Raw genomic sequence first — 22,109 nt, 5'->3', positions numbered from 1 at the left:
TTAGCAAATCATGTTTTCCTTACCCGACAAGAGCATTCTATGAGCACAATCTCACAGTTTTGTATCAATCGAAGACGTTAGAGATAGCAAACAACGATCCAACAAGCGCAATAACCGCTTGTGCAGGTTTGACCGCAGATTCGGCTGAGACCACAACATCACCGGGCTGAATCTCAAAACTATCTGCACCAAACAGCGTATCGGCTTTTGTCAAATCAAAGGCAAACACCACATGACGCTGCGAAGGACCGGTGCCGTCGGTGCGCAGGTCCTCTTGATCATACTGACGTAACACAAACACGCCTTGCGGGTTGGCGCGCTGAGAGTCCAAGCCACCCAACTGAGTGATGGCCTCCGTTACGGAAATAGATTCTTCGTTGAAATAGATTTGCTCTCTGTCGGATGTCGCCCCAAAACCGATGTAGTAGCGATCATCTTCCTCAACGATAATTTGGTCTCCGCCGCTGACGATCACGTTCTTGGCGGGGTCTTTCAGAAGACTATCCAAGGGAATTTCGTACGATTTGCCTGCGCGTTGAAGCCGAACCAGAGGGTTTTCCAAGCTTGGGCTGATGCCACCGGATTGCGCGATGATCGACAGAATCGACACATTGCGATCGGTCAATGGCAAACGGCCCGGTGTCACCACACCTGTCACAACATCAACGGAATTTCTCGGCCCGCTTGTGACATCAATTTGAACCTGTGCAGACGGCGCAATTGGCGACAACTGAGACTGGATCTTTTCGCGCGCTTGATAGGGCGTCAGACCGGCCACCATAATGTCATTCACGTAAGGTACAAAAATTGTACCCGCATCGGTCACTTCCACAGGGCGCAGCGGTACAGACCGATCTGTCGGGCCCAACAAAAGCGAATTGTCCTGATTGTCCCAAACTGTCAGCGTCACCAGATCGCCAGACTTTATCAAACGGCTCTGAGGCCCGGATTGCCGCGCAAACCAATGATAGTGCCCATGCCAGCCTGATTTCGGCCACGCCGCGATTTTGGCGGCTGACGCGCGTGTCACTTGTTCGACAGCAATATCTTCGGGGACATTTTGTTCACCAACCAGCTCAGACGCAATTGGTCCGCTCCGTGGCAAAGAACACGCGGAGAGGCTCACAAGCGCCAGCGCCGCCAAGATCTTTAATAGTCCTACCTGCATTACAAGCCCCAATTTTTTTGACTTGTTTTACGGGGCCGAGCCCCACACCAACAAGCTCCAAGCCGAATTAAATTAAAAACCGTGCGTAAACTGTCACAACAGCCCAGACACCAAACATTCAACACCAACATCTCAACAATATTTCTTTTGCACAAAAATCACGCGCATTGCTTCTGCTCAAGAACGTCACGGCCAACAAGAAGTCAACAGCGGACGAGATCGCAAAAACTGATTTTAATGCAACTGCGCCTGAGGTATGTCTAGTTCTGAAGCTGCTGCCTAAAAAATAAGTAGCGAAACACCTTTCTGTGGGTCTCCTGGGTAAGAATTTCCCCCTTTTTTGAGAGCAGATTTTTAGTATTTTTTGGCCAATTTGGCTACGTATGTCTGAGAATATATCATGTTTTTCAAAGTGTTATCATCGCTCTCGCACGCTCAAAAATCCCGAATCCTAATGGCCGTCGACTTGGTCATGGTTTCGCTTGCTCTGGGTGTCGCGCAAAGTTTAGCCGACGATTCGCGAGGTCTTGTGCCTGCGCTGTGGCATCTGCCCGTCTTATTGACGGTCTCCGCCGGCATGATCCTGCTTCTTGGACTAAATCGGATTAAGTTAAACACGTACGGCATGGACGACATCGCCAGTACCTTTGTTGTGGCTCTCTCCGCCGCGATCGCTTGTGCGGGCGCAGGCATTTTGATGGGCTCACAGGCGTTGGCCATCACAACGCTGATCGAAATGGCCTGCCTGTTTATGTTGCTGTCTATTGCCAGCCGCATCTTGATGTTCAAGATCGTTCAGAGCGCTTATGCAGCGCAGGGTGTCCGTCGCCGTGTGCTGATTTACGGTGCCGGTCAAACCGGTCAGCAGTTGGCCGCCGCCCTGCAGACCGACGATGAATTTGAAACGGCCTGCTTCGCAGATGACGACATCAATTTGCAAAAACTCACCATCCTCGGATTGAGGGTGCATGCGCCCAACCAGATCCCCGCGCTGGTGCGCCGCATCGGCATCGAACGTGTGATTCTTGCGATGCCCTCTGCTGATCAATCGGTGCGCCTGCGTTTGGCAAAGCGGTTGTCCGGTCTCGGATGTGAGGTTCTCGCCCTTCCGTCATTTGCAGACATCGTTCTGCGCGGAGAAGAGGCCACTGCCGCGGCCCCTGTGGCCTTAAATAGTCTTTTGGGACGGGATGCAGTCGAAGATGAATTGCCCGAAACAGAAATAACCTATCAAGGACGTCGCATTCTGGTCACCGGAGCGGGCGGTTCTATTGGTGGGGAACTGTGTCGCCAGCTGGCGCGCTGTAAACCAGCCGAACTGGTCTTGCTCGATCACTCCGAATACGCGCTCTATCAAATCTCTCAGTCACTGCGCGAATACCACCCCGACACCCAGTTCACGTCGGTTTTGGGATCAGTCGAACACGCAGAGCTCATTGCTGAAGTGCTCAACACCCACAAAATTGATGTTGTCTTTCACGCAGCCGCCTACAAACACGTCGGCCTCGTGCAGGAAAATGCGTTTGAAGGTGTACGCAACAACGTGATTGGCACCCGTGTTGTGGCCGAGGAATCTCGCCGTGCTGGCGTAGAGCGTTTCACGCTCGTCTCAACCGACAAAGCTGTGCGCCCAACGTCCATGATGGGCAGTTCCAAACGTTTGGCTGAGCTTTTGATCCAAGATCTTGCCACGCGGTCAGAACACACGAAGTTCTCGATGGTCCGTTTTGGCAACGTGCTGGGATCTTCCGGGTCAGTGATCCCGCTGTTCCAGCAACAAATCCGCGAAATGGGTCCGGTCACCGTGACCCACCGCGAGGTAACCCGCTACTTTATGACCGTGGACGAAGCTGTGCGTCTCGTTCTGCTCGCCGGAACTTTCTCTCGTGGCGGCGACGTGTTTGTGCTGGATATGGGCCAACCGGTTTCGATCTATGCCATGGCGCGCAAAATGATTGAGGCCTCAGGGCACGCCGTTCGGGATGAACTCAACCCGTCGGGCGATATTGCCATCGTCTTCACCGGCCTCAAAGAGGGTGAAAAAATGCATGAAGAGCTGCTGATCGGCAGCGATATGCTCACCACCCCGCATCCCAAAATTCTACGTGCTCAGGAAAACCAAATTTCGGAACTGGCGGTTGCGGGTGCACTGCAGGATCTGCGCCGCGCAATCGACACGCGGGATGAAACCCTGCTGAATGCGACGATACAACGATGCATCGAGGCGGACGCAATCGAGGTGGCCTCTTCAGGTCTCCCTGTCATTCCAAAACTGACAGTGGTTGGCGAATCTTAAGATCAGCCCTGCACAACGCGGGCCATCAGGCCCCGTAGTAGTCCCGATACCATGCCACAAATTTGGCCACACCTTCGTCTACATTTGTGGCGGGAATTGTGCCGGTCAGCTGTTCCAAAAGTTTTGCATCCGCCCAAGTTGCCGGAACATCACCTGGCTGCATGTCCATGAAGTTCTTTTTGGCCTCTTGGCCAAGCGCAGACTCAATCGCCTCAACGAACGTCATCAACTTTACTGGCTGGCCATTGCCAATATTGACCACACGCCATGGTGCCACCGCACTCAAGCTGTCACCATCCAATGAAACAGCTCGTGCATCCGGCATCGCCGGCACCGCATCGATCAACTTCACAATGCCTGTGGTCAGATCGTCGATATACGTAAAATCCCGGCTCATATCACCGTGATTGTAGATGTCGATGACATCGCCTTCTAAAATTGCCTTGGTGAATTTGAACAGCGCCATATCGGGCCGTCCCCATGGACCGTAAACCGTAAAGAACCGGAACATTGTGGTCGGGAGATGGTAGAGATGCGCGTAGGAGTGCGCCATCACCTCACCGGCCTTTTTGGTCGCGGCATAAAACGACATCTGGCTGTCTGCCTTATGTGTCTCTGCGTAGGGCATCTCCGTATTGGCGCCATATGCAGAACTGGTGGAAGCCAACAGCATATGCTGTGGCGGAAAGGCCCGCGCTGCCTCCAGCAATTCGAAGGTACCAACCAAGTTTGCCTCAACATAAGAACGCGGCGCATCAATCGAATGGCGCACCCCCGCCTGCGCAGCCAAATGAACCACCGCGTCTGGCTTATGGGCTTCAAACAGACCCATCAACACACCCGGGGCCTCCAGTCGACCCTCAACGGCTTCAAAGCCGATATGTTGTTTCAGGATTGTGTGACGCCGCTCTTTTAGAGTGACATCATAGTAATCGGTCATGGCATCGAGCCCAATCACGCGCCATCCATCCTGCAACAATCGCTGCGCGGTGTGAAACCCAATAAAACCGGCAGTCCCCGTAACCAAAGCAGTGCGTTGCTGATCTTGCATCATGTTGTTTTAACATCCTGTTTTTTAGTCTGGCTGAGCCCCTGCAAGAGGGTGTGAGCCAACAGACGTTGCCCGGCAACTCGCAGAAATTCTCGACGCACCCGCGCGCGAAACCTGCGAAGTCGAAACAGTTTTTGGTGGCGTTCAGAGCGACCAAACAAACCACCGACCTGCACCCAATACCCTTTTGGGTCAAACCGCACAGTATGAAAAAGCGCCGTGCGCGAAAAAATGAACACAGAAGGTCGCAGCCCATTCTGCACCGCCACCTCCGCCTCGCGCAAAATTGCACGCCGTCGCCAAAAGCGCCCTGCCATCAGCACCTGTGCCCCTCGCGTGGTTGCCAGCGGGCGAAACCCTTCAGAGGCACGAGAAATCACCGGGGTTTGCCCAAGAGTGCGCGCCTGCCCATCCTGAAACCCTTGGTCCAGCCCGCGCATCAATCGCCCAACATCTCCCGGCATCATGTTGCCGGCCACCATATGAGACACCAACCTGCGACGCTGCGCTGCGCGGTCTTTGCGCCATACCTGAGCGCGCATTGCTTCTGGGCAATGTTTGCGCAAAAACACTGCGGTGCTGGCACCAATTTCGGTCAAATCACGTGGCACCCGTGCATCTGTACGCTGCGTATTGGCCGCATAGCCATGATGCACCTCCGCCAAGGGCACTATCGCCGTTTTGTGCCCTGCCGCGGCCACCCTCAGATTGAGATCCGTCTCATCAAAGAAATAGTGAAAAGCGGGATCAAATCCGCCAAGATCGGCCAATACATCACGCCGAAACGCCATGTTTGTGCCTTCGGTTTTGATCGCCCGCGACGCATCCGGAGTCAGCACCACCGGCGCCTCTCCGTTCAGATCAATCGGTGCGGCCTGCCCGGTGCCATCAACGCTCTGCGCCTGCCATTGCCAGCTGACCCCATTGCGGCCACGCACATATCCACCTGCGGCGGCAACCTCGGGTTTGGCAAAAGGCGCCATAAGGTGATGCAGCCAGCCTGTTTCTGGCACCGCATCATCATCGATGAATGCCACAACTTCCCCTGCTGCCATCGCAATCCCACGATTGCGCGCCGCCGAAATATTAGCCACCTCATAAGGGGCCAGTTTGATCTGGTCTGAAAACGTAGTCTCTTTGACCGCATCCTGACCCGCGTGATCTGTCACAACGATCACCTCAAAGGCCGGATAATGCAGTTGCGAAATTCCCACCAACGCGCGCTTCAGGGCGTCGGGCCGTCCCCGGCTGACCACCACCACGCTGACGGTGGGCTGGGTCATGCCGTCCCCATCTCCGCCATCATGGCCTCGATACGTGGCACATCTTCGGGGTTGTTGAGTTCCCAAAACTGTCGCCCACGCGCATCGACCTCTACACAGAGAACCTGTCGGCCATGCTCCATAAACCGCAACTGCTCCAACCCTTCAAGCTGCTCCAATGGCCCCGCTGGCCAGCGCGGATACGCGCCCAGCGCAGACGGGCGGTAGGCATAAACCCCCACATGGTGGAACACTGGCGTGTCATCTTCATCAGCATAGGTATCAGAGGTGAACGGCACCACTTCTTTAGAAAAGTAGAGAGCATGATGATCGGTGGTGAACACTGCCGTGGTGCCTCCGACGCGGCCCGCTTTGCGGTCATCCAGAAACCCATTTAGCGCACGTCCATCGCACCTCAGTACCGGTGTGGCCACCTCCGCCATTGTGTCCTGGCGCAAACCGGCCACCAGATCCTCAATGAACCATGCTGGCGTAAGCGGCGCGTCCCCTTGAAGGTTCACCACAACCTCATAGCCGCCGCCCAGCGCATCAAAGGCCTCGGCGCAGCGCTCAGTGCCATTGGCGCAGTCAGGCGAGGTCATCACCACCTCTGCGCCAAAGGCTTCACTTGCGTCTTTTATGCGATCATCATCCGTGGCCACGACCACACGATCCACGCCCGAAACCTCACAGGCCGCGTCCCAACTGCGCTGAATGAGGCTTTTGGCCTCACCCGTTGCCCCGCGCAGCTCTGCAAGAGGTTTGCCGGGGTAACGAGAGGAGGCATAGCGTGCCGGAATGACAATCAGTACAGACATTAGGCTTCTTTCAAGTCGACCTTCGGCGCATAGGCAATGAAGAACGGGTTGGCAAAATCTTCTTTGCCATAGGCCAGAGGCGTGTGGTCGTCAAACCGTACCACGTTGCCACCAGCACCCAAAAGCACGGCGTGGCCCGCTGCGGTGTCCCACTCCATCGTGCGACCCACACGTGGATAGATGTCGGCCTCGCCGGTTGCCACAAGACAGAACTTGAGCGAGCTGCCCGCACTTTTCATGTCTTTCACGTTGTACTTGTTGATGTAGTCGTCAGTGGCCTGATCGCGGTGCGACTTGGATGCCACAACGTAAAGCGCAGCGTTGTCGCTTTCCGCCACATTGATCGCTTTCACTTCACCCACAGATTTGGGGTCAAATGCGCCGGTTTCTTCTACCGCCTGACCATCTGCCTGTGTGAAGAACATGCGGTTCTTCGCCGGTGCGTAAACAACCCCGCGCTGCGGCACACCTTTTTCAACGTAGGCAATGTTCACGGTGAAATCACCGCGACGGTGAATGAACTCTTTGGTGCCGTCTAACGGGTCCACGATCAAAAACGTGTCGCCTTTGGCTGCGTGGCTCTCCGACTGTTCTTCGGTCACCAGCATCACGTCCGGGAAAGCCGCGCGCAGCCCGGCTGAAATCAGCGCATCCGCCGCTTCATCAGCTGCCGTCACAGGGCTATCGTCGCTTTTGACTTTCACATCAAAATCATCAGCCCCGTAGATTTCCATGATCTTGTCGCCGGCCAAAATTGCCAGTTCACGGATAACGGGGATAAGAGCGTTGTAATCCAATGTATTTCTCCAGAATGACATTTGTTGTCTATTGGTGTGGAGCCCCTTATGGTCCCTGTGTAAGGGAACGGCAAGATTTCCATGCTACTGATAGAATATAGTCACGCGACAAAGGCAATGTTTCAGCAATCCGCCCCCAAAACGACACTCGCTTCGGCACTGAATTTATCCGAACTGGTGTATCACTCGATCGTCCGCAGCGTGCGCAAGTCGCACGGCAATGCGCTGATGTCGATTGTCATGAACATGCTGCAATCCATCGTGTTTGTGATGGCCTTCTACGTGATGTTCAGCGTGTTGGGACTGCGGGGCGCGGCCCTGCGTGGCGACTTCATGATTTACATCATGTCTGGCGTTTTTCTGTTTATGACGCACACCAAAACCATGAGCGCCGTGGTCGGCTCCGAAGGCCCCTCATCCCCGATGATGAAACACGCGCCAATGAACACCATCATTTCCATTTTGTCCGCAGCCCTCGGCACGCTCTACATTCAGGTGCTCTCGCTGTTTGCAATTCTGTTCATCTACCACGTGGCCTTCACGCCGTTTGACATCGAACAACCACTGCCAACCTTTGGCATGATCCTTTTGGCCTGGTTCACCGGTCTCGCAATCGGCACCGTGTTTTTGGCGCTGAAGCCTTGGTTCCCGACCTTTGTGCAAATTGCCAATACGGTTTATTCCCGCGCCAACATGATCGCGTCAGGTAAAATGTTTGTCGCCAATACACTGCCACCATTCATGCTGGCGATGTTTGACTGGAATCCACTGTTTCACTGCATTGATCAGGCCCGCGGATTTGCCTTCATCAATTATGTGCCGCGCAACTCATCAATCATCTACCCGATTTCCTTGGGAATTGTGCTGTTGATGATTGGTCTGATGGGTGAGTTTTACACCCGCAAACATGCCTCCCTCAGCTGGAGCGCACGTCGATAACCTGCCTTATGGAATACCAAATGCCTTCACGGCATCTAATGTGACACCACCCGCAGCGTCACATTGATACGGCCACCATCTGGCAGCACCGACGAGCTGCCGAATCTGATCCGATCCACCCCGTGATAGGCCAATCGCGCTGCGCCACCCATCACCACAACATCCCCTGAGCTGAGCCACAGAGATTGGGTTTTGCCACCTCTTTCTGTCCCACCCATGCGAAATAACCCATCATCTCCAAGCGAAAGTGACACCACCGGATAGGCAAAATCACCTTCGTCGTTGTCTTGATGCAATCCCATGCGCGCGCCCTCCCCATAGAAGTTGATCAGGCAACAGTCTGGTGTCCGCTCAATCCCGGTCAGCGTCCGCCAAACGTCGAGAATGCCAGCAGGAATCGGTGGCCACTGCATTCCGTCAGGATGGCGGGGTTCATACCGATAACCACCTGCGTCGCTGATCCACCCGACGCGCCCTGCGCTGGTCATTTGAACACTCATCTGTTTGCCAAAACGGGTGACGGGATGGCGCATCGGTGCCACCCGCGCAACCTCACGTAATTCGGCAACCATCTTGGTCTGTGCCGGGCCGTCCAAATGACCTTTGAAGACTTCAAAACCGGCAATTTTTATTGGTGAACGCAGAATTTCGGCCCTCATATTTAAAATGCAGCATAATTTGTAGCGAATCCGCCACAATCCCCCTTCCGAGATGCTTGCAGCACATATTTATGCTCCCTATATACGCTGCGAAGCGCATAGCGGCTCACTGCCAATATGCTAAGTGGATCGAGGCTTGGATGCCATAACGGGTCCGACCTTGAAATATCGCCTTACGTGAAAGGGATCAAAATGAGCAAAGTGATTGGTATCGATCTCGGTACAACAAACTCCTGTGTCGCCATCATGGATGGCTCTCAACCGAAAGTCATTGAAAACGCCGAAGGTGCGCGCACCACGCCGTCCATCGTCGCGTTCACCGATGACGAGCGCCTTGTGGGTCAGCCAGCAAAGCGCCAGGCTGTGACCAACCCAGAAAACACCGTATTTGGTGTCAAACGCCTGATCGGCCGCCGGGTTGATGACGCGGATTTGGCCAAAGACCTGAAAAACATGCCGTTCTCCGTAATCAACGGCGGCAACGGTGACGCTTGGGTCGAAGCCAAGGATGAGAAATACTCTCCATCCCAGATTTCTGCTTTCATCCTCGGTAAGATGAAAGAAACCGCTGAGTCCTACCTCGGCGAAGATGTGACGCAAGCGGTCATCACCGTTCCTGCGTACTTCAACGACGCTCAGCGTCAGGCCACCAAAGATGCCGGCAAAATCGCTGGCCTCGAAGTGCTGCGCATCATCAACGAGCCAACCGCCGCCGCTCTGGCCTACGGTCTGGACAAAGAAGAAACCCAAACCATCGCGGTCTATGACCTCGGCGGCGGTACCTTCGATGTGACCATTCTCGAAATCGACGACGGCCTGTTCGAAGTGAAATCCACCAACGGTGACACGTTCCTGGGTGGTGAAGATTTCGACATGCGCATCGTGAACTACCTCGCGGATCAGTTCAAAAAAGAGCACAGCGTCGATCTGACCAAAGACAAAATGGCGCTGCAGCGTCTGAAAGAAGCTGCTGAAAAAGCCAAGATCGAACTGTCCAGCTCCAGCCAGACAGAGATCAACCAGCCGTTCATCTCGATGGACCCTGCCACCGGCACACCACTGCACATGGTCATCAAACTGACCCGTGCAAAATTGGAAAGCTTGGTCAACGATCTGATCAAAGCCTCCATGAAGCCTTGTGCAGCCGCTCTGAAAGACGCTGGCCTGTCTGCCAATGAGATCGACGAAGTTGTTCTCGTGGGTGGTATGACCCGTATGCCGAAGGTTATCGCTGAGGTGACCAAATTCTTCGGCAAAGAGCCGCACAAAGGTGTGAACCCAGACGAAGTTGTTGCCATGGGCGCCGCCATTCAGGCCGGTGTTCTGCAAGGTGACGTGACGGACGTTGTTCTGCTGGACGTGACCCCGCTGTCTTTGGGTATCGAAACCCTTGGCGGTGTGTTTACCCGCCTGATCGACCGCAACACCACGATCCCAACCAAGAAGTCTCAGATCTTCTCCACAGCCGAAGACAACCAGAACGCTGTGACGATCCGCGTCTTCCAAGGGGAACGTGAAATGGCTGCGGACAACAAGATCCTTGGCCAGTTCAACCTCGAAGACATCCCGCCTGCCCCACGCGGCATGCCACAGATCGAAGTGACCTTTGACATCGACGCCAACGGCATCGTGTCTGTGGGCGCGGCGGACAAAGGCACCGGCAAAGAGCAGAAGATCACCATCCAAGCCTCTGGCGGTCTGTCTGATGCGGACATCGAAAAGATGGTTCAGGACGCGGAAGACAACGCCGAAGCCGACAAAGATCGTCGTGAGATGATCGAAGCCCGCAACCAGGCCGAAAGCCTCGTGCATGACACTGAGAAACAGGTGGCAGAGCACGGCGACAAAGTGGACCCATCCACTGTTGAAGCGATCGAACTGGCAGTTGCAGCACTGAAAGACGAGTTGGAAGATGACGGCGTCACAGCTGAAAAGCTGAAGTCCGGCATCCAAAACGTCATGGAAGTTGCGATGCGTTTGGGCGAAGCGATCTACAAATCTGCTCAGCAGGACGTCGGTGGAGAAGCACCAGACATGGACGAAGGCCCAGCAGCCGATGATGACATCGTCGACGCTGACTTCGAAGATCTGGATGACAACAAGCGCTAATCGCAGCGCTAAGGACTAGAAAATCGGGCCGGTCCGCTTGCCGGATCGGCCCTTTTCAGTCCGGCCAAAGGAGTAACCCATGGCAAAACGTGACTTCTACGAGGTGCTTGGCGTCAACAAAGGGGCTTCAGCGGACGAACTCAAAAAAGCCTATCGCAAAAAAGCCAAAGAACTGCACCCTGACCGCAACTCGGACAATCCCGAAGCGGAAAATCAGTTCAAAGAGGCCAACGAAGCTTACGAAATTCTCAAAGACGCAGAGAAAAAAGCAGCCTACGACCGCTTTGGTCATGCCGCCTTTGATGGTGGTATGGGCGGCGGTGGCGCCCGCGGCGGCCATCCCGGCCAAGGTGATTTCTCATCAGCTTTCTCAGATGTGTTTGATGACCTATTCGGCGACATGATGGGCGGCGGTGGTCGCGCTGGCGGGGGCCGTCAACGTGCGTCTCGCGGTGCTGACCTGCGCTACAACCTGCGTGTGTCTCTGGAAGAAGCCTTCGCGGGCCTGCAGAAGACCATCAACGTGCCAACCTCCGTGGTCTGTACCAGCTGTGATGGATCCGGTGCAGAAGGCGGCGCGGAACCGGCCACCTGCCCAACATGCTCCGGCATGGGTAAAGTGCGTGCACAACAGGGTTTCTTTACGGTCGAGCGCACCTGCCCGACGTGTTCTGGCTTGGGTCAGATCATCAAAAACCCCTGTAAGTCTTGTAACGGCCATGGCCGTATAGAAAAAGACCGCGCGCTGTCTGTGAACATCCCTGCAGGTGTGGAAACCGGCACCCGTATCCGGCTCGCTGGTGAAGGCGAAGCTGGCATGCGTGGCGGCCCCGCCGGTGATCTCTACATCTTCATTGAGGTCAGCCCACATAAGATCTTTGAGCGCGATGGTGTGAACCTCTACTGCCGCGTCCCGGTCTCTATGACCAGCGCAGCGATGGGCGGCGACATCGAAGTGCCCACCATCGACGGTGGCCGCTCTCGTGTGAAAATCCCGGCGGGCTCTCAATCCGGCCGTCAGATGCGCCTGCGCTCCAAAGGCATGCCCGCCCTGCGCGGCGGCGGCTCAGGCGACATGATGATCGAGTTGGCGGTGGAAACCCCGGTCAACCTCACCAGCCGCCAGAAAGAGCTGCTGCGCGAATTTGAAGAGCTGTCGGAGGAAAACAACCCCGAAAGCAGCAGCTTCTTCAGCTCTGTCAAAGGGTTCTGGGACAGTATGAAGGGGTGAGCCGCGTCTCGGAAACCCTCCAGTGGAGGGTTTCAGCGGCGAACGGGCGGAGCCCAAAGAGCAAAACGAAAAGCTCCTGTAGACATCTTCGGGAGCTTTTCATCGTTCTATCAACCGTCGCGATCCTGCTCTGCTATCCAGAGCACGTACGCGCAATCCGCTCCATCAATTTCGACAACCCGACTGTTGTGCATCAAAACGCCCAAACCATGCTCCTCTTCCCATCTACAATCAAATTGGTAGCCTACATAAGGAACGCCATCTTTCGAAATTTGATGCACAAAGACTTCTTCAAGGACCACAACTTTTGACAGTTCATCGACTGTTGCGAGTGTCGGCAAGTCCTCCTCATTTTCATCGAGGTTGTAGTCTTCGAAGTATTGTTTCCGAAAATCTGGATAGGCAGCAAAGACCGCGTTCAGCAGAAAAGGTTTTTGCATTTCATAGTTGTTGTAAAACCATTCCACCAAACCAATTTCAAACGCACTCATTGGAGAGTCGTCTCTGCCTTCAGGTGCAAAGGTCAGAACACTGGTGTGCCCTTGAGCAAAGTCTGACCATGCAGGCAACAAAACGTCCGATTGCCACCAATGCTCCCTAAATTCAAATTGCATAGCGCATCTACCCGGTCCCCTCCAAATGCCCCATCACGGCCGACAAAACCTCCTCAGGCCGTTCCTCAATCAAGAAATGCCCCGCCGCGAGCCCCTGCCCAACAGCCTTAGGAAACCACACCTTCCACGTCTCCAGCGGATCTACGTGGTGATCAATCGCGCCCTTGGTGCCCCATAAGATCAAACAGGGCATATCAAACTGCCGCCCTTCGTCGGCCCGGTCATGCTCCAGATCGACACCAGCCCCCGCCGCATAGTCGCGGCACCAGGCGTCCACCACTGACGGCTTGCCCGCCGCAGCCTCATAGGCCGCCATCGCTGCGGGATGAAACATCCCCACATCACCGGACAGCCCCACCAAAGCAGAGCGCATATACATCACCGGATCACTGTTGATCAGCGCCTGAGGCATGCCGCCCGGCTGCGCCAAAAACATCCAGTGATAGTATTTCTTCGCCAGCCAATCATCCATCGTGCGCCACACGTCCAGCGTGGGCAGAATGTCCATCAGAGCCACCGACAACACCGCCTCGGGGTGATCCAACACCATGCGGTGTGCCGTGCGGGCCCCGCGATCATGGGACACCACGTGAAACCGCGCATGCCCCAAGGCCCGCATCACAGCCACCTGATCCGCCGCCATGGCGCGGAAGGTCATATCCCCGTCCAACGCCGTCGAGTCGCCATAGCCACGCAAATCCGGCACGATCACGCGGTACCGCTCCGCCAGCTGTTCGGCGATCACATGCCACATCACATGCGTTTGCGGAAAGCCGTGCAGCAAAAGCAATGGCGTACCTTGCCCACCAACCTTTGCGTGAATTGTTGCGCCGGCCAACGGAATATCGATCTCAGAGAACCCTGAAAACATATTGCTTAAGCCGTGATTACTCCCGCAACGGTGCCAAAGAGTACATTGCCCGAAGAAGCTCGCCGGGCTGAACGTCCGGCATCGCCGCTTTGAAGATCTCTTGCATGGTCCCGCGCGCATACATCACCGACAAAAGTCGGTCGACCAGCAGGCGAAACTCGGTGTCGCCGCGCGCCATTGCCAATCCATGCTGTTCAACGGTCAAAAGCGCGTTGCCCAATTTCATATTCTCGCGCTGAGGGCTGTTAAGCCATAGACCCGCCAATATTGACTGATCCGCAAAATAGGCCGCCAATTCCCCATTCTCCATTGCCCGCATCGCAGCACCATGATCTGCAAATCGCACAACCTCAGCAAAGATTGCAGTGGACGCCAACGTGTTGTTCAACGCGGTCTCCGTTGTGGTGTCACGCCGCACACCCAATTTTTGCCCCGCCAGATCTGCGAGATTGTCAGACCCGTTCAGTGGCAACAGCACAGATGTGCCATCCGCAAAGGTTGGAATTGAAAAGTCCACTATTTCGCGACGGCTCAATGTGATCGTCGCAGCACCGCACAACAGGTCGACGTCTCCAGCGGCCACTCTTTCGAACCGATCTTGAACGGACACAGGGACAAACTCGACATCCAAATTCGGGATCTTGATGTGGTTCAAAATACCCTGCGCAAGCTCGCCGCAGACGAAAGGTGAATAGCCGGCTGGGCTGCCATCTTCAGATTGGTATGAAAGCGGCGCAGCATCGATCCGATACCCAAGCTTCAGCATGCCAGTTTCTTTGATGCGATCCAATGTCTGCGCACTTGATGCGCCCGCAACCAAAGCTCCTGCCAAAAGGGCTGTCATAAATGACTTCATAATGTGTCCTGTCATAAAACCACATGGAATTACCCCACTGTCACAGCTTCCACGCGCGGTCACAAGTCGGTTGTGACGCTGAAAGCGTTAACCGGCGAACAACCTCCGCAATACAGTCGCAATACCGACGTAAAACCGATCCCTCAAAACGCCGTGGTCCAACTAATTTTAACCTTTGGCCGCCGAAATTAACCTTTGGTTTACCAAGATTGGGCAAGCTTGCTTCATGACCAAAGCCCGCGACTTTGTCCAAAGGCCGCTACCGTTTTTTGAGACGGATGAGGCCCCTGTCGCACCACTCACAACTGGCAAGGTGCCCTCCTATCTTGCCGATCATCGCAAACGTCTGCGCACCCGTTTTCTCTCTGGCGGGGCGCAGGCTTTGCCCGATTATGAGCTACTGGAGTTGGTCCTGTTCCGGGCGATCCCACGGCAAGATGTCAAACCGCTGGCGCATAAGCTTCTGGAAACATTTGGAGATTTCAACGCAGTCGTCAGTGCCCCGATCGTGCGTCTGTCAGAGGTAAAAGGCGTCGGCGAGGCCGTGATCTGTGAACTTAAGATCATAGAAGCTGCGGCTCATCGTCTTGCCCGGTCCCGTGTCATAAATCGACCGGTGTTGTCGGGGTGGAATGCGCTGATTGACTACTGTCACACGACCATGGCCCATCGTGACACCGAACAGTTTAGGGTGTTGTATCTAGACACAAAAAACACACTGATTGCGGATGAGCCACAGGCAGAGGGCACCGTAAACCACGTCCCGGTCTACCCACGCGAAGTTGCCAAACGGGCGTTAGAACTCAACGCCAGTGCTTTGATTTTGGTCCACAACCATCCCTCCGGCGACCCCACGCCGTCCGAGACGGATATTTCCATGACCCATCAAATCAATACAGCCTGCAACGCGCTGTGTCTGACGTTGCATGATCATATAATCATTGGAAAATCTACAGAACTGAGCTTCCGCTCTAAAGGCTATCTGTAGTTCACTTAACCCAAATCTCCACCCGCCTGTTGACCTGCCGTCCCCAATCGGTGTCGTCACAGGCCATCGGCATCGCCTCGCCAAAGGCATGCACTTGAATATCAATCCGCTCAGGGCTTGCTGTCTCAGCTGCAGAAAGCACAGCTTGCCTCACCACCTCTGCACGCTTGAGGGCAATTTTCTGGTTGCCTTCTGCGGGTCCGTCTCCGTCGGAAAACCCAATGAAATAAAGGCTTCTCGCGTCATACATTCCAGCCTCGATTGCCCGCGCAAGCTGTTGCACATTTGAGCGTGATTGCGCATCTAGCCGCGACGATCCAGCCTGAAATCTAAACGATGTCGACAATCGTTTCATGCCTTTTAGAGTGCCCGTCATGCTCTGCAACACCTCAAGGCTGACCTCGTCACCAGCCCCCGTGATCGCATTGGCAAAACGATCCCCTTGTAGATTGATGGATATTTCCTCTGCGGTTTGGTCCACAAATCCAGCGCGCCGAATAACTATCTGCGCCGAAGGACTGCGCGTATAGCTCAGAAAATCACGCGCCACTTTCGGTAGCCTTCGCGCTGGAAAATACAGAAACATCGGTGCGTTAAGCGGATAGTCCTCGGTCTTGATAGTGCGCCGTGACGCGGTCATTGAACGTCCACAGGACCCGGTCAGGGTAACCTGCTGTGTGCTGCCGGTCTCGGCAAAAGAAGCAATCCCGATCGCAAAGGGGTCACGCTCCACAGCACTTACCAAAGCATCGTTGCGCCCATGGCGTATGGCGATTCCGGTTGTCGTCAGATTGGCGCGCTTCATCAATTGATCTTCCACCGCCTGTGCGAAGCCAGACGTGGATGCGATGAGATGCAAGGTGATCGGCGCATCTGGGCCACCCAAAATCGACCAGTTGTCAATTTTTCCTGCAAATACATCGGCCAACTGCGACAATGACAACGTTGCGACCGGATTGCCCGCCGCCACAACGGGCACCATACCATCCAATGCCAAGACTCGGCTTCTATTGGCATCCGTCATGTCGCCTAGACCTGCCTCAAACCCGAGCTCAGCCTCTTTCGGCCGGATTTCTCGCAAAGACATGGCGATGTCAGCCTCATCAGCCAAAAGGTCAGCGAACCCTTCATCTGCGTTGCTGGCGTGAAACTGAAACCGCGCTAAAGTTTGTCCCGTGCTCGACGCACTGAGTTCGTAGCTAAACCTATCCAACGCTTCGGCATCTCGTTTCACGGTGTAGCCTTCGTTGCGCGCGAAAGCCTCCAAGAGTGCGGGCAACAGAATATCTGCCATAGTCGCTGAACCTGAGATCGCGATGTCCGCCACATAGTTGATAAGGTTGGGGCATCCTGGTCCCTCACAGGACACACCAGAGCCATCTACCGTAAGCTCCCCGAAGACAGTATGGACACGGTAAAACTCGCCATCGAACCCCAATAGAGTTCCGGAAATTTCGACCTCACCATCGTGAGACTTGAGCAATACATCCTGCGCAAATCCCGGAAGTGCCCCGCAAAAAAGAAAAAGTGCGGCGCATACCGCCGCACGAACTTTCATCATCTTGATGTCCTGACCGCCAGTTTAGTTTTGTGCGATTGTCAGGTCTTCTACGAGGTTTTTCAACAGGAGATATTCCCCCACGGCGGAGCAATCTGGCATTTGCATCGTAAGCTCATGCAGATCTCCCAAAACACCCTGTCTCAGTGCCAGACTGGAAAGAGAAATTTCTTGATTACAGTTGGATGCGGTAACTTCGGCCTCGATGCTTATGGCAATGTCACCAGAGGCTTTTGCGATGCCACTGGGGAACGTATAAATCTCTGCATTGGTGCGATCACCCTGCGCGGCGCCATTTAGGCGCATCAAGAACCCTCCAGAGCCGCCAGCAAGCGCAGCTACCGCACGTGGTGCTTCTCTCCAAACATGACCAGCATCGCCATAGCCCGCACCAAATTCGCGCGCATGAAGCTCAGGTCCATCGACACCGTGCCACTGAAGAACAACCCGGTCGTAGAACGGTAGCGAGTCCACACGAGCGCGCGCACCCACTTGCGCACCGTCTGAAAACGTCACTGTGAAAGCAGCTTCTTCGGCAAGAGCCGGCATGACAATTTCTGCAAGCCCCTTATCAGAAAGAACTTTTCGGAAGCTCAGGCCTTCGTGACTAACTTGGACAGCTGACTGGGACTGACAGGGAGCTGAAATATGCAAGACGACAAGTGCGCCAGCCGTCGTTTTGGCGGACACATCTGCAGCACAGCCCAAGCGCGGAACTCTTTCTTCGGAAGGCACCAATCCTACCGGTAAATCATCCGATACGGCTACCAGAACAGGCGCGTTGGGAAAAGTGGCCGCAATTCCTTGCTCTTTGGGCATGTTGGGCAACGCCACAATACTACCGAGTTGCGGGACATTTAGGTCTTTAGGCAAATAGGTGTCATCATAGGTTCGGGCGCCGCTCTGATGCTCTTCGACGACGAGTACGGCCGCTTCACTGGTTTGCATGACGAAGCCTATACAAATCGCAATTGAAAACGTGGCAAATGCCAATGCGTAACGACGATAAACGTTTTTTAGATCCTGCATCTTTTCTCCTTGCGCCCACACACGCCTCGATGCCGTAAGGTCACAAGCAAAAAGGGCGCCCATAAGGCACCCTTTTGATCTTTGTCTGTCACTTTTGGACAAAAATTAGGTCAGTCTACCATGACAATGCTTGAATTTTTTGCCTGATCCACAGGGACATGCCTCGTTGCGACCAGGATTTCCCCACGTGCTTGGATCGTTTTCATCAAACCCATCTCGGGCTTCACCTGCGGGCGCCTCTGACTGCGCAACACTCGCAGGCGGTTGGTCTGCTTGGGCACCAGCCATCATGGCTTGCTGGCGTTGCGCCATTTCTAGTGCCAATTGTTTTTGCTCTTCCTCAGAGATCGGCCGTACTCGAGAAAGTGTGGTGGTTACATCAAGCCTTAGGCCATCCAGCATACTTTCAAATAGCTGGAACGCTTCATTTTTGTATTCGTTCAACGGGTCCCTCTGGGCGTACCCACGGAAACCAACAACGGAGCGCAGATGCTCCAGCGTCAAAAGATGCTCGCGCCATTTGGTGTCAATAGTTTGTAAAAGCACCTGCTTTTCGATCATCCGCATGGCCTCCGGACCAAAGCTCGTAGCTTTGGCAGCCATCATCTCGTCGGCAGCATCTTCCAAGCGCTCACGTACACTGTCGTCGTCCACACCTTCTTCATTGGCCCACTCAATAACCGGCACATCAATATTCACATGCTCAATACACGCCGCATACAGGCCTTCGGTGTCCCATTGATCTGCATAAGTTTTTGGTGGCAGGTGACGCTCGACCAGCTCGTCAATGACTTCATGACGCATGTCTTGAACAATCTCAGACAGGTCTGCGGCTTCCATGATATCGCGCCGCTGTGAAAACACCACCTTACGCTGGTCGTTCATTACATCATCAAACTTCAAGAGTTGCTTGCGAATGTCAAAGTTACGGCCTTCAACTTTGGCCTGCGCGCGCTCAAGCGATTTGTTCACCCAAGGGTGCACAATGGCTTCACCCTCTTTCATGCCCAAAGACGAAAGAACTTTGTCCAGACGATCGGAGCCGAAAATCCGCATAAGATCATCTTCAAGGCTCAAGAAGAAGGAAGAGCGTCCAGGGTCACCCTGGCGGCCAGAACGCCCGCGCAACTGATTGTCGATCCTGCGGCTTTCATGTCTCTCTGTTGCAAGCACAAAGAGGCCACCGGCTTTTTTGACGGCTTCTTCATCAGCAGAATGCTGTGTTTCAATTTGCTCGCGGATAGCTGTGTGATCACCGTCGGGATCAGCGGCGATGGCCTCGAGCACTTTGAACTCCACATTGCCACCCAACTTGATGTCGGTGCCACGTCCGGCCATGTTGGTCGCGATCGTGACCGCGGCCAATTTACCCGCGTCTGCCACGATTTGGGCCTCTTGCTCATGTTGACGGGCATTCAGAACACTGTGTTTGACGCCAGCTTGATCCAGAAGATTGGACAAGAACTCTGATTTCTCGATCGATGTGGTCCCAACAAGGATCGGTTGACCTTTTTCATTGGCTTCCTTGATCGTCTCGACAATGGCGTCAAATTTTTCACGCGCTGTGCGATAGACGGCATCATCTTCATCGACACGTGCGATGCCACGGTTGGTCGGAACTTCAACCACACCAAGGCCATAGATTTCTTGAAATTCTTCTGCTTCGGTCGCTGCGGTACCGGTCATTCCACCAAGCTTGTTGTAAAGGCGGAAGTAGTTCTGAAAAGTTACCTGCGCGAGTGTGACGTTCTCAGGCTGAATGTCACAGCCCTCTTTGGCCTCAATCGCCTGATGCAAACCTTCAGAAAGACGCCGCCCAGCCATCATACGGCCCGTAAACTCATCGATCAAAACAACCTGACCATCGCGAACAATGTAGTCTTTGTCCTTGGTGAACAGTTTATGTGCCCGCAGCCCTTGGTTTACATGATGCACAATTGTGGTGCTCTCCGGATCATATAGGCTCTGCCCTTCGGGCAATACGCCACGGGCCTGGAGGTGTTCTTCTAGAAACTCGTTGCCCTCATCGGTGAAAGTCACGTTCCGTGTTTTTTCATCCAAAGCGTAGTGGTCGTCCTGCACATCTGGGATCAACTGGTCAATTGCCACATACATATCGCTGCGATCCTGGCTCGGACCGGATATGATGAGCGGCGTACGCGCTTCGTCGATGAGAATACTATCCACCTCGTCCACAATAGCGAAATTGTGTTCGCGTTGGGACATCTCAGTCAGTTCGCTTTTCATATTGTCGCGCAAATAATCAAAGCCGAGTTCGTTATTGGTCGCGTAGGTAACATCACATGCATAGGCCGCACGCTTCTCGTCTTCAGGCTGCTGAGGGTAGACAACACCGGTGGTCATCCCCAGAGCACCAAAAACGTTACTCATCCAGTCAGCGTCCCGTTTGGCAAGGTAGTCATTCACGGTAACCACGTGCACGCCCTTACCCGTCAAAGCGTTCAAATACGCGGGGAAAGTGGCGACCAAAGTCTTACCTTCACCGGTTTTCATCTCTGAGATATTGCCTTGGTGCAGAAAGATCCCACCCATCAGTTGGACGTCAAAGGCGCGTAAACCAAGTGCACGCTTCGCCGCCTCACGACAGTTGGCGAAAGCTTCAGGCAACAGGCTATCAAGCGGCTCACCGCCTTTTGCCCGATCCACTAAATCCTGTGTTTTCGTTTTGATTTCATCATCGGAAAGTTTCTCAAACTCCGGTTCCAGAGCGTTGATTTTTTCAACGATCGGACGTGTCGCCTTGATCTTCCGATCATTGGGCGTGCCAAAAACTCTTTTGGCGATTTTTCCGAAACCGAGCATATAACTTGTCCTTCGTTGACGCTTTCTTGCGTGGCTAAATCTTGCTGTCGTGCTCCAGTGCTCCTAGAAACGAGAAACAGCCTGTTTGCCTTAACCTCAAAGCGATGTAAGGGGCGTCAGGAACAGTGTCAACGCCGCCAGCCCACGCGGCACCAGCCAAGGACGAAACGATGTCAAAACACCTCAACTTCCTGTGCACTTGTGCAGCTGCAGTTTGTTTTTCTCTGCCCGCTACTGCACAAGAAGAACCATCTTTGGACACCGTTATGGCAACGGTGAACGGTGAGGTAATCACTCTTGGCGACATGATTTCCGTTCGTGCCGGTCTACAACAACAATACCAAGAATTGCCCGTTGAGACCCTCTTCCCCAGCATTTTGGACCAATTGGTTCAACAAACCGCACTGGCTCAAAGCTTGGCTGATGTGCCCCAATACGTCGAAATCGCCCTGAATAACGAACGACGCACCTTAATGGCTTCTGAAGCGTTGGAAGCATTTGTGGCGACCAATGAGGTGAGCGACGATGATCTCAAGGCAAGTTATGATGAAGAGTTCCGTGAATTTGTTGGTGAGGATGAATTCAACGCAAGCCACATTCTCGTTCCTTCTGAAGAAGAAGCCATCGCAATACGAAAAGAGCTTACCGATGGAGCAGACTTTGCAGAGACCGCAAAGGTGAAATCCACCGGGCCCTCCGGTGCATCTGGTGGCAGCTTGGGGTGGTTTGGTACTGGGCAGATGGTAAAGCCTTTTGAGGACTCTGTGATGGATTTGGCGGTTGGTGAAATCTCTCAACCAGTTCAAACCCAATTTGGCTGGCATATCATCATCTTGAACGACATCCAAAAATCCGAGGCTCCGACCTTTGAAGAAGCACGTCAGGAATTGCTAAACCGTGCTCAACGTGTCGCCGTCGAAGCATTTATTGCAAAACAAGCCTCCGAGGCAGAAGTTGACAAATCTGGCGCAGAAAATGTGGATCCAACAGCGCTTCTAAGGGTAGATCTGCTGCAACCTAGTCGGACACAGGATTGATCC

The 22,109-nt window shown here is 54.2% G+C and carries 18 protein-coding genes; 6 read left to right on the top strand and 12 right to left on the bottom strand.

Annotated elements, in window-relative coordinates:
* Positions 1 to 64 precede the first annotated feature (64 nt).
* Complete coding sequence (locus tag ABWV47_RS11240; protein WP_353311752.1) at positions 65 to 1,168, bottom strand: polysaccharide biosynthesis/export family protein; 1,104 nt, start codon at positions 1,166 to 1,168, stop codon at positions 65 to 67.
* Positions 1,169 to 1,745: 577 nt separating this feature from the next.
* Between ABWV47_RS11240 and ABWV47_RS11235 the strand changes: the two genes are divergently transcribed.
* Positions 1,746 to 3,464 (top strand): polysaccharide biosynthesis protein, encoded by a 1,719-nt coding sequence (locus ABWV47_RS11235; RefSeq protein WP_353311750.1) that lies wholly within the window; start codon positions 1,746 to 1,748, stop codon positions 3,462 to 3,464.
* A 25-nt stretch (positions 3,465 to 3,489) separates the two neighbouring features.
* Here the strand turns inward: ABWV47_RS11235 and ABWV47_RS11230 are convergent, their stop codons facing one another.
* The 4 genes from ABWV47_RS11230 to cysQ are packed head-to-tail and all read right to left on the bottom strand — an operon-like array spanning position 3,490 to position 7,413.
* Positions 3,490 to 4,518 (bottom strand): NAD-dependent epimerase/dehydratase family protein, encoded by a 1,029-nt coding sequence (locus ABWV47_RS11230; RefSeq protein ID WP_353311748.1) that lies wholly within the window; start codon positions 4,516 to 4,518, stop codon positions 3,490 to 3,492.
* Entirely contained in the window at positions 4,515 to 5,798 is a 1,284-nt protein-coding gene (locus ABWV47_RS11225) for a glycosyltransferase family 2 protein (protein WP_353311746.1), read from the bottom strand. Before ABWV47_RS11225 ends, ABWV47_RS11230 begins: the two co-directional genes overlap by 4 nt.
* Positions 5,795 to 6,595: a 3-deoxy-manno-octulosonate cytidylyltransferase gene (gene kdsB / locus ABWV47_RS11220; protein WP_353311744.1), complete on the bottom strand. Its 801-nt coding sequence runs from the start codon at positions 6,593 to 6,595 to the stop codon at positions 5,795 to 5,797. The genes ABWV47_RS11225 and kdsB overlap by 4 nt, the downstream gene beginning before the upstream one ends.
* Positions 6,595 to 7,413, bottom strand: coding sequence for a 3'(2'),5'-bisphosphate nucleotidase CysQ (gene cysQ / locus ABWV47_RS11215; protein WP_422062612.1), 819 nt, complete (start codon positions 7,411 to 7,413; stop codon positions 6,595 to 6,597). The genes kdsB and cysQ overlap by 1 nt, the downstream gene beginning before the upstream one ends.
* 96 nt (positions 7,414 to 7,509) lie before the next feature.
* On the opposite strand from cysQ, the gene ABWV47_RS11210 reads away from it, so the two are divergent.
* Complete coding sequence (locus tag ABWV47_RS11210) at positions 7,510 to 8,331, top strand: ABC transporter permease (protein WP_353312092.1); 822 nt, start codon at positions 7,510 to 7,512, stop codon at positions 8,329 to 8,331.
* 35 nt (positions 8,332 to 8,366) lie between these two features.
* Here ABWV47_RS11210 and ABWV47_RS11205 read toward each other — a convergent pair whose 3' ends face one another.
* Positions 8,367 to 8,990 (bottom strand): alpha-ketoglutarate-dependent dioxygenase AlkB family protein, encoded by a 624-nt coding sequence (locus tag ABWV47_RS11205; protein WP_353311740.1) that lies wholly within the window; start codon positions 8,988 to 8,990, stop codon positions 8,367 to 8,369.
* A gap of 192 nt (positions 8,991 to 9,182) precedes the next feature.
* Between ABWV47_RS11205 and dnaK the strand changes: the two genes are divergently transcribed.
* Together dnaK and dnaJ are read left to right on the top strand one after the other, a co-directional pair.
* Positions 9,183 to 11,099: a molecular chaperone DnaK gene (gene dnaK / locus ABWV47_RS11200; protein ID WP_353311738.1), complete on the top strand. Its 1,917-nt coding sequence runs from the start codon at positions 9,183 to 9,185 to the stop codon at positions 11,097 to 11,099.
* A gap of 79 nt (positions 11,100 to 11,178) precedes the next feature.
* Positions 11,179 to 12,330: a molecular chaperone DnaJ gene (dnaJ, locus tag ABWV47_RS11195; protein ID WP_353311736.1), complete on the top strand. Its 1,152-nt coding sequence runs from the start codon at positions 11,179 to 11,181 to the stop codon at positions 12,328 to 12,330.
* A gap of 110 nt (positions 12,331 to 12,440) precedes the next feature.
* Here dnaJ and ABWV47_RS11190 read toward each other — a convergent pair whose 3' ends face one another.
* The 3 genes from ABWV47_RS11190 to ABWV47_RS11180 are packed head-to-tail and all read right to left on the bottom strand — an operon-like array spanning position 12,441 to position 14,671.
* Positions 12,441 to 12,944 carry a DUF6985 domain-containing protein gene (locus tag ABWV47_RS11190; protein ID WP_422062615.1) on the bottom strand — a complete coding sequence of 168 codons (504 nt, stop codon included), beginning with the start codon at positions 12,942 to 12,944 and terminating at the stop codon, positions 12,441 to 12,443.
* 7 nt (positions 12,945 to 12,951) lie between these two features.
* The gene (locus ABWV47_RS11185) at positions 12,952 to 13,815 is read right to left on the bottom strand and encodes an alpha/beta fold hydrolase (RefSeq protein ID WP_353311732.1); all 864 of its coding nucleotides are present in this window, start codon (positions 13,813 to 13,815) and stop codon (positions 12,952 to 12,954) included.
* A 16-nt stretch (positions 13,816 to 13,831) separates the two neighbouring features.
* On the bottom strand, positions 13,832 to 14,671 hold the full coding sequence (locus ABWV47_RS11180) for an amino acid ABC transporter substrate-binding protein (RefSeq protein WP_353311730.1): 840 nt from the start codon (positions 14,669 to 14,671) through the stop codon (positions 13,832 to 13,834).
* Between the two features lie 226 nt (positions 14,672 to 14,897).
* Between ABWV47_RS11180 and radC the strand changes: the two genes are divergently transcribed.
* Entirely contained in the window at positions 14,898 to 15,659 is a 762-nt protein-coding gene (radC, locus tag ABWV47_RS11175; protein WP_353311728.1) for a RadC family protein, read from the top strand.
* A 1-nt stretch (position 15,660) separates the two neighbouring features.
* On the opposite strand, the gene ABWV47_RS11170 is transcribed toward radC, so the two are convergent.
* The 3 genes from ABWV47_RS11170 to secA form a co-directional block, all read right to left on the bottom strand.
* Positions 15,661 to 17,220 (bottom strand): phosphate ABC transporter substrate-binding/OmpA family protein, encoded by a 1,560-nt coding sequence (locus ABWV47_RS11170; protein ID WP_353311726.1) that lies wholly within the window; start codon positions 17,218 to 17,220, stop codon positions 15,661 to 15,663.
* A 21-nt stretch (positions 17,221 to 17,241) separates the two neighbouring features.
* Positions 17,242 to 18,246: a hypothetical protein gene (locus ABWV47_RS11165; protein ID WP_353311724.1), complete on the bottom strand. Its 1,005-nt coding sequence runs from the start codon at positions 18,244 to 18,246 to the stop codon at positions 17,242 to 17,244.
* Between the two features lie 105 nt (positions 18,247 to 18,351).
* The gene (gene secA, locus ABWV47_RS11160) at positions 18,352 to 21,069 is read right to left on the bottom strand and encodes a preprotein translocase subunit SecA (RefSeq protein ID WP_353311722.1); all 2,718 of its coding nucleotides are present in this window, start codon (positions 21,067 to 21,069) and stop codon (positions 18,352 to 18,354) included.
* A 266-nt stretch (positions 21,070 to 21,335) separates the two neighbouring features.
* On the opposite strand from secA, the gene ABWV47_RS11155 reads away from it, so the two are divergent.
* Positions 21,336 to 22,106 carry a peptidylprolyl isomerase gene (locus ABWV47_RS11155; protein WP_353311720.1) on the top strand — a complete coding sequence of 257 codons (771 nt, stop codon included), beginning with the start codon at positions 21,336 to 21,338 and terminating at the stop codon, positions 22,104 to 22,106.
* Positions 22,107 to 22,109: the final 3 nt, after the last annotated feature.

Source organism: Shimia sp. NS0008-38b (assembly GCF_040370365.1).
Taxonomy (GTDB): Bacteria; Pseudomonadota; Alphaproteobacteria; order Rhodobacterales; family Rhodobacteraceae; genus Shimia.
Note: the sequence above shows the minus strand (reverse complement) of the source record. Positions and strands in the feature narration are given on the sequence as shown.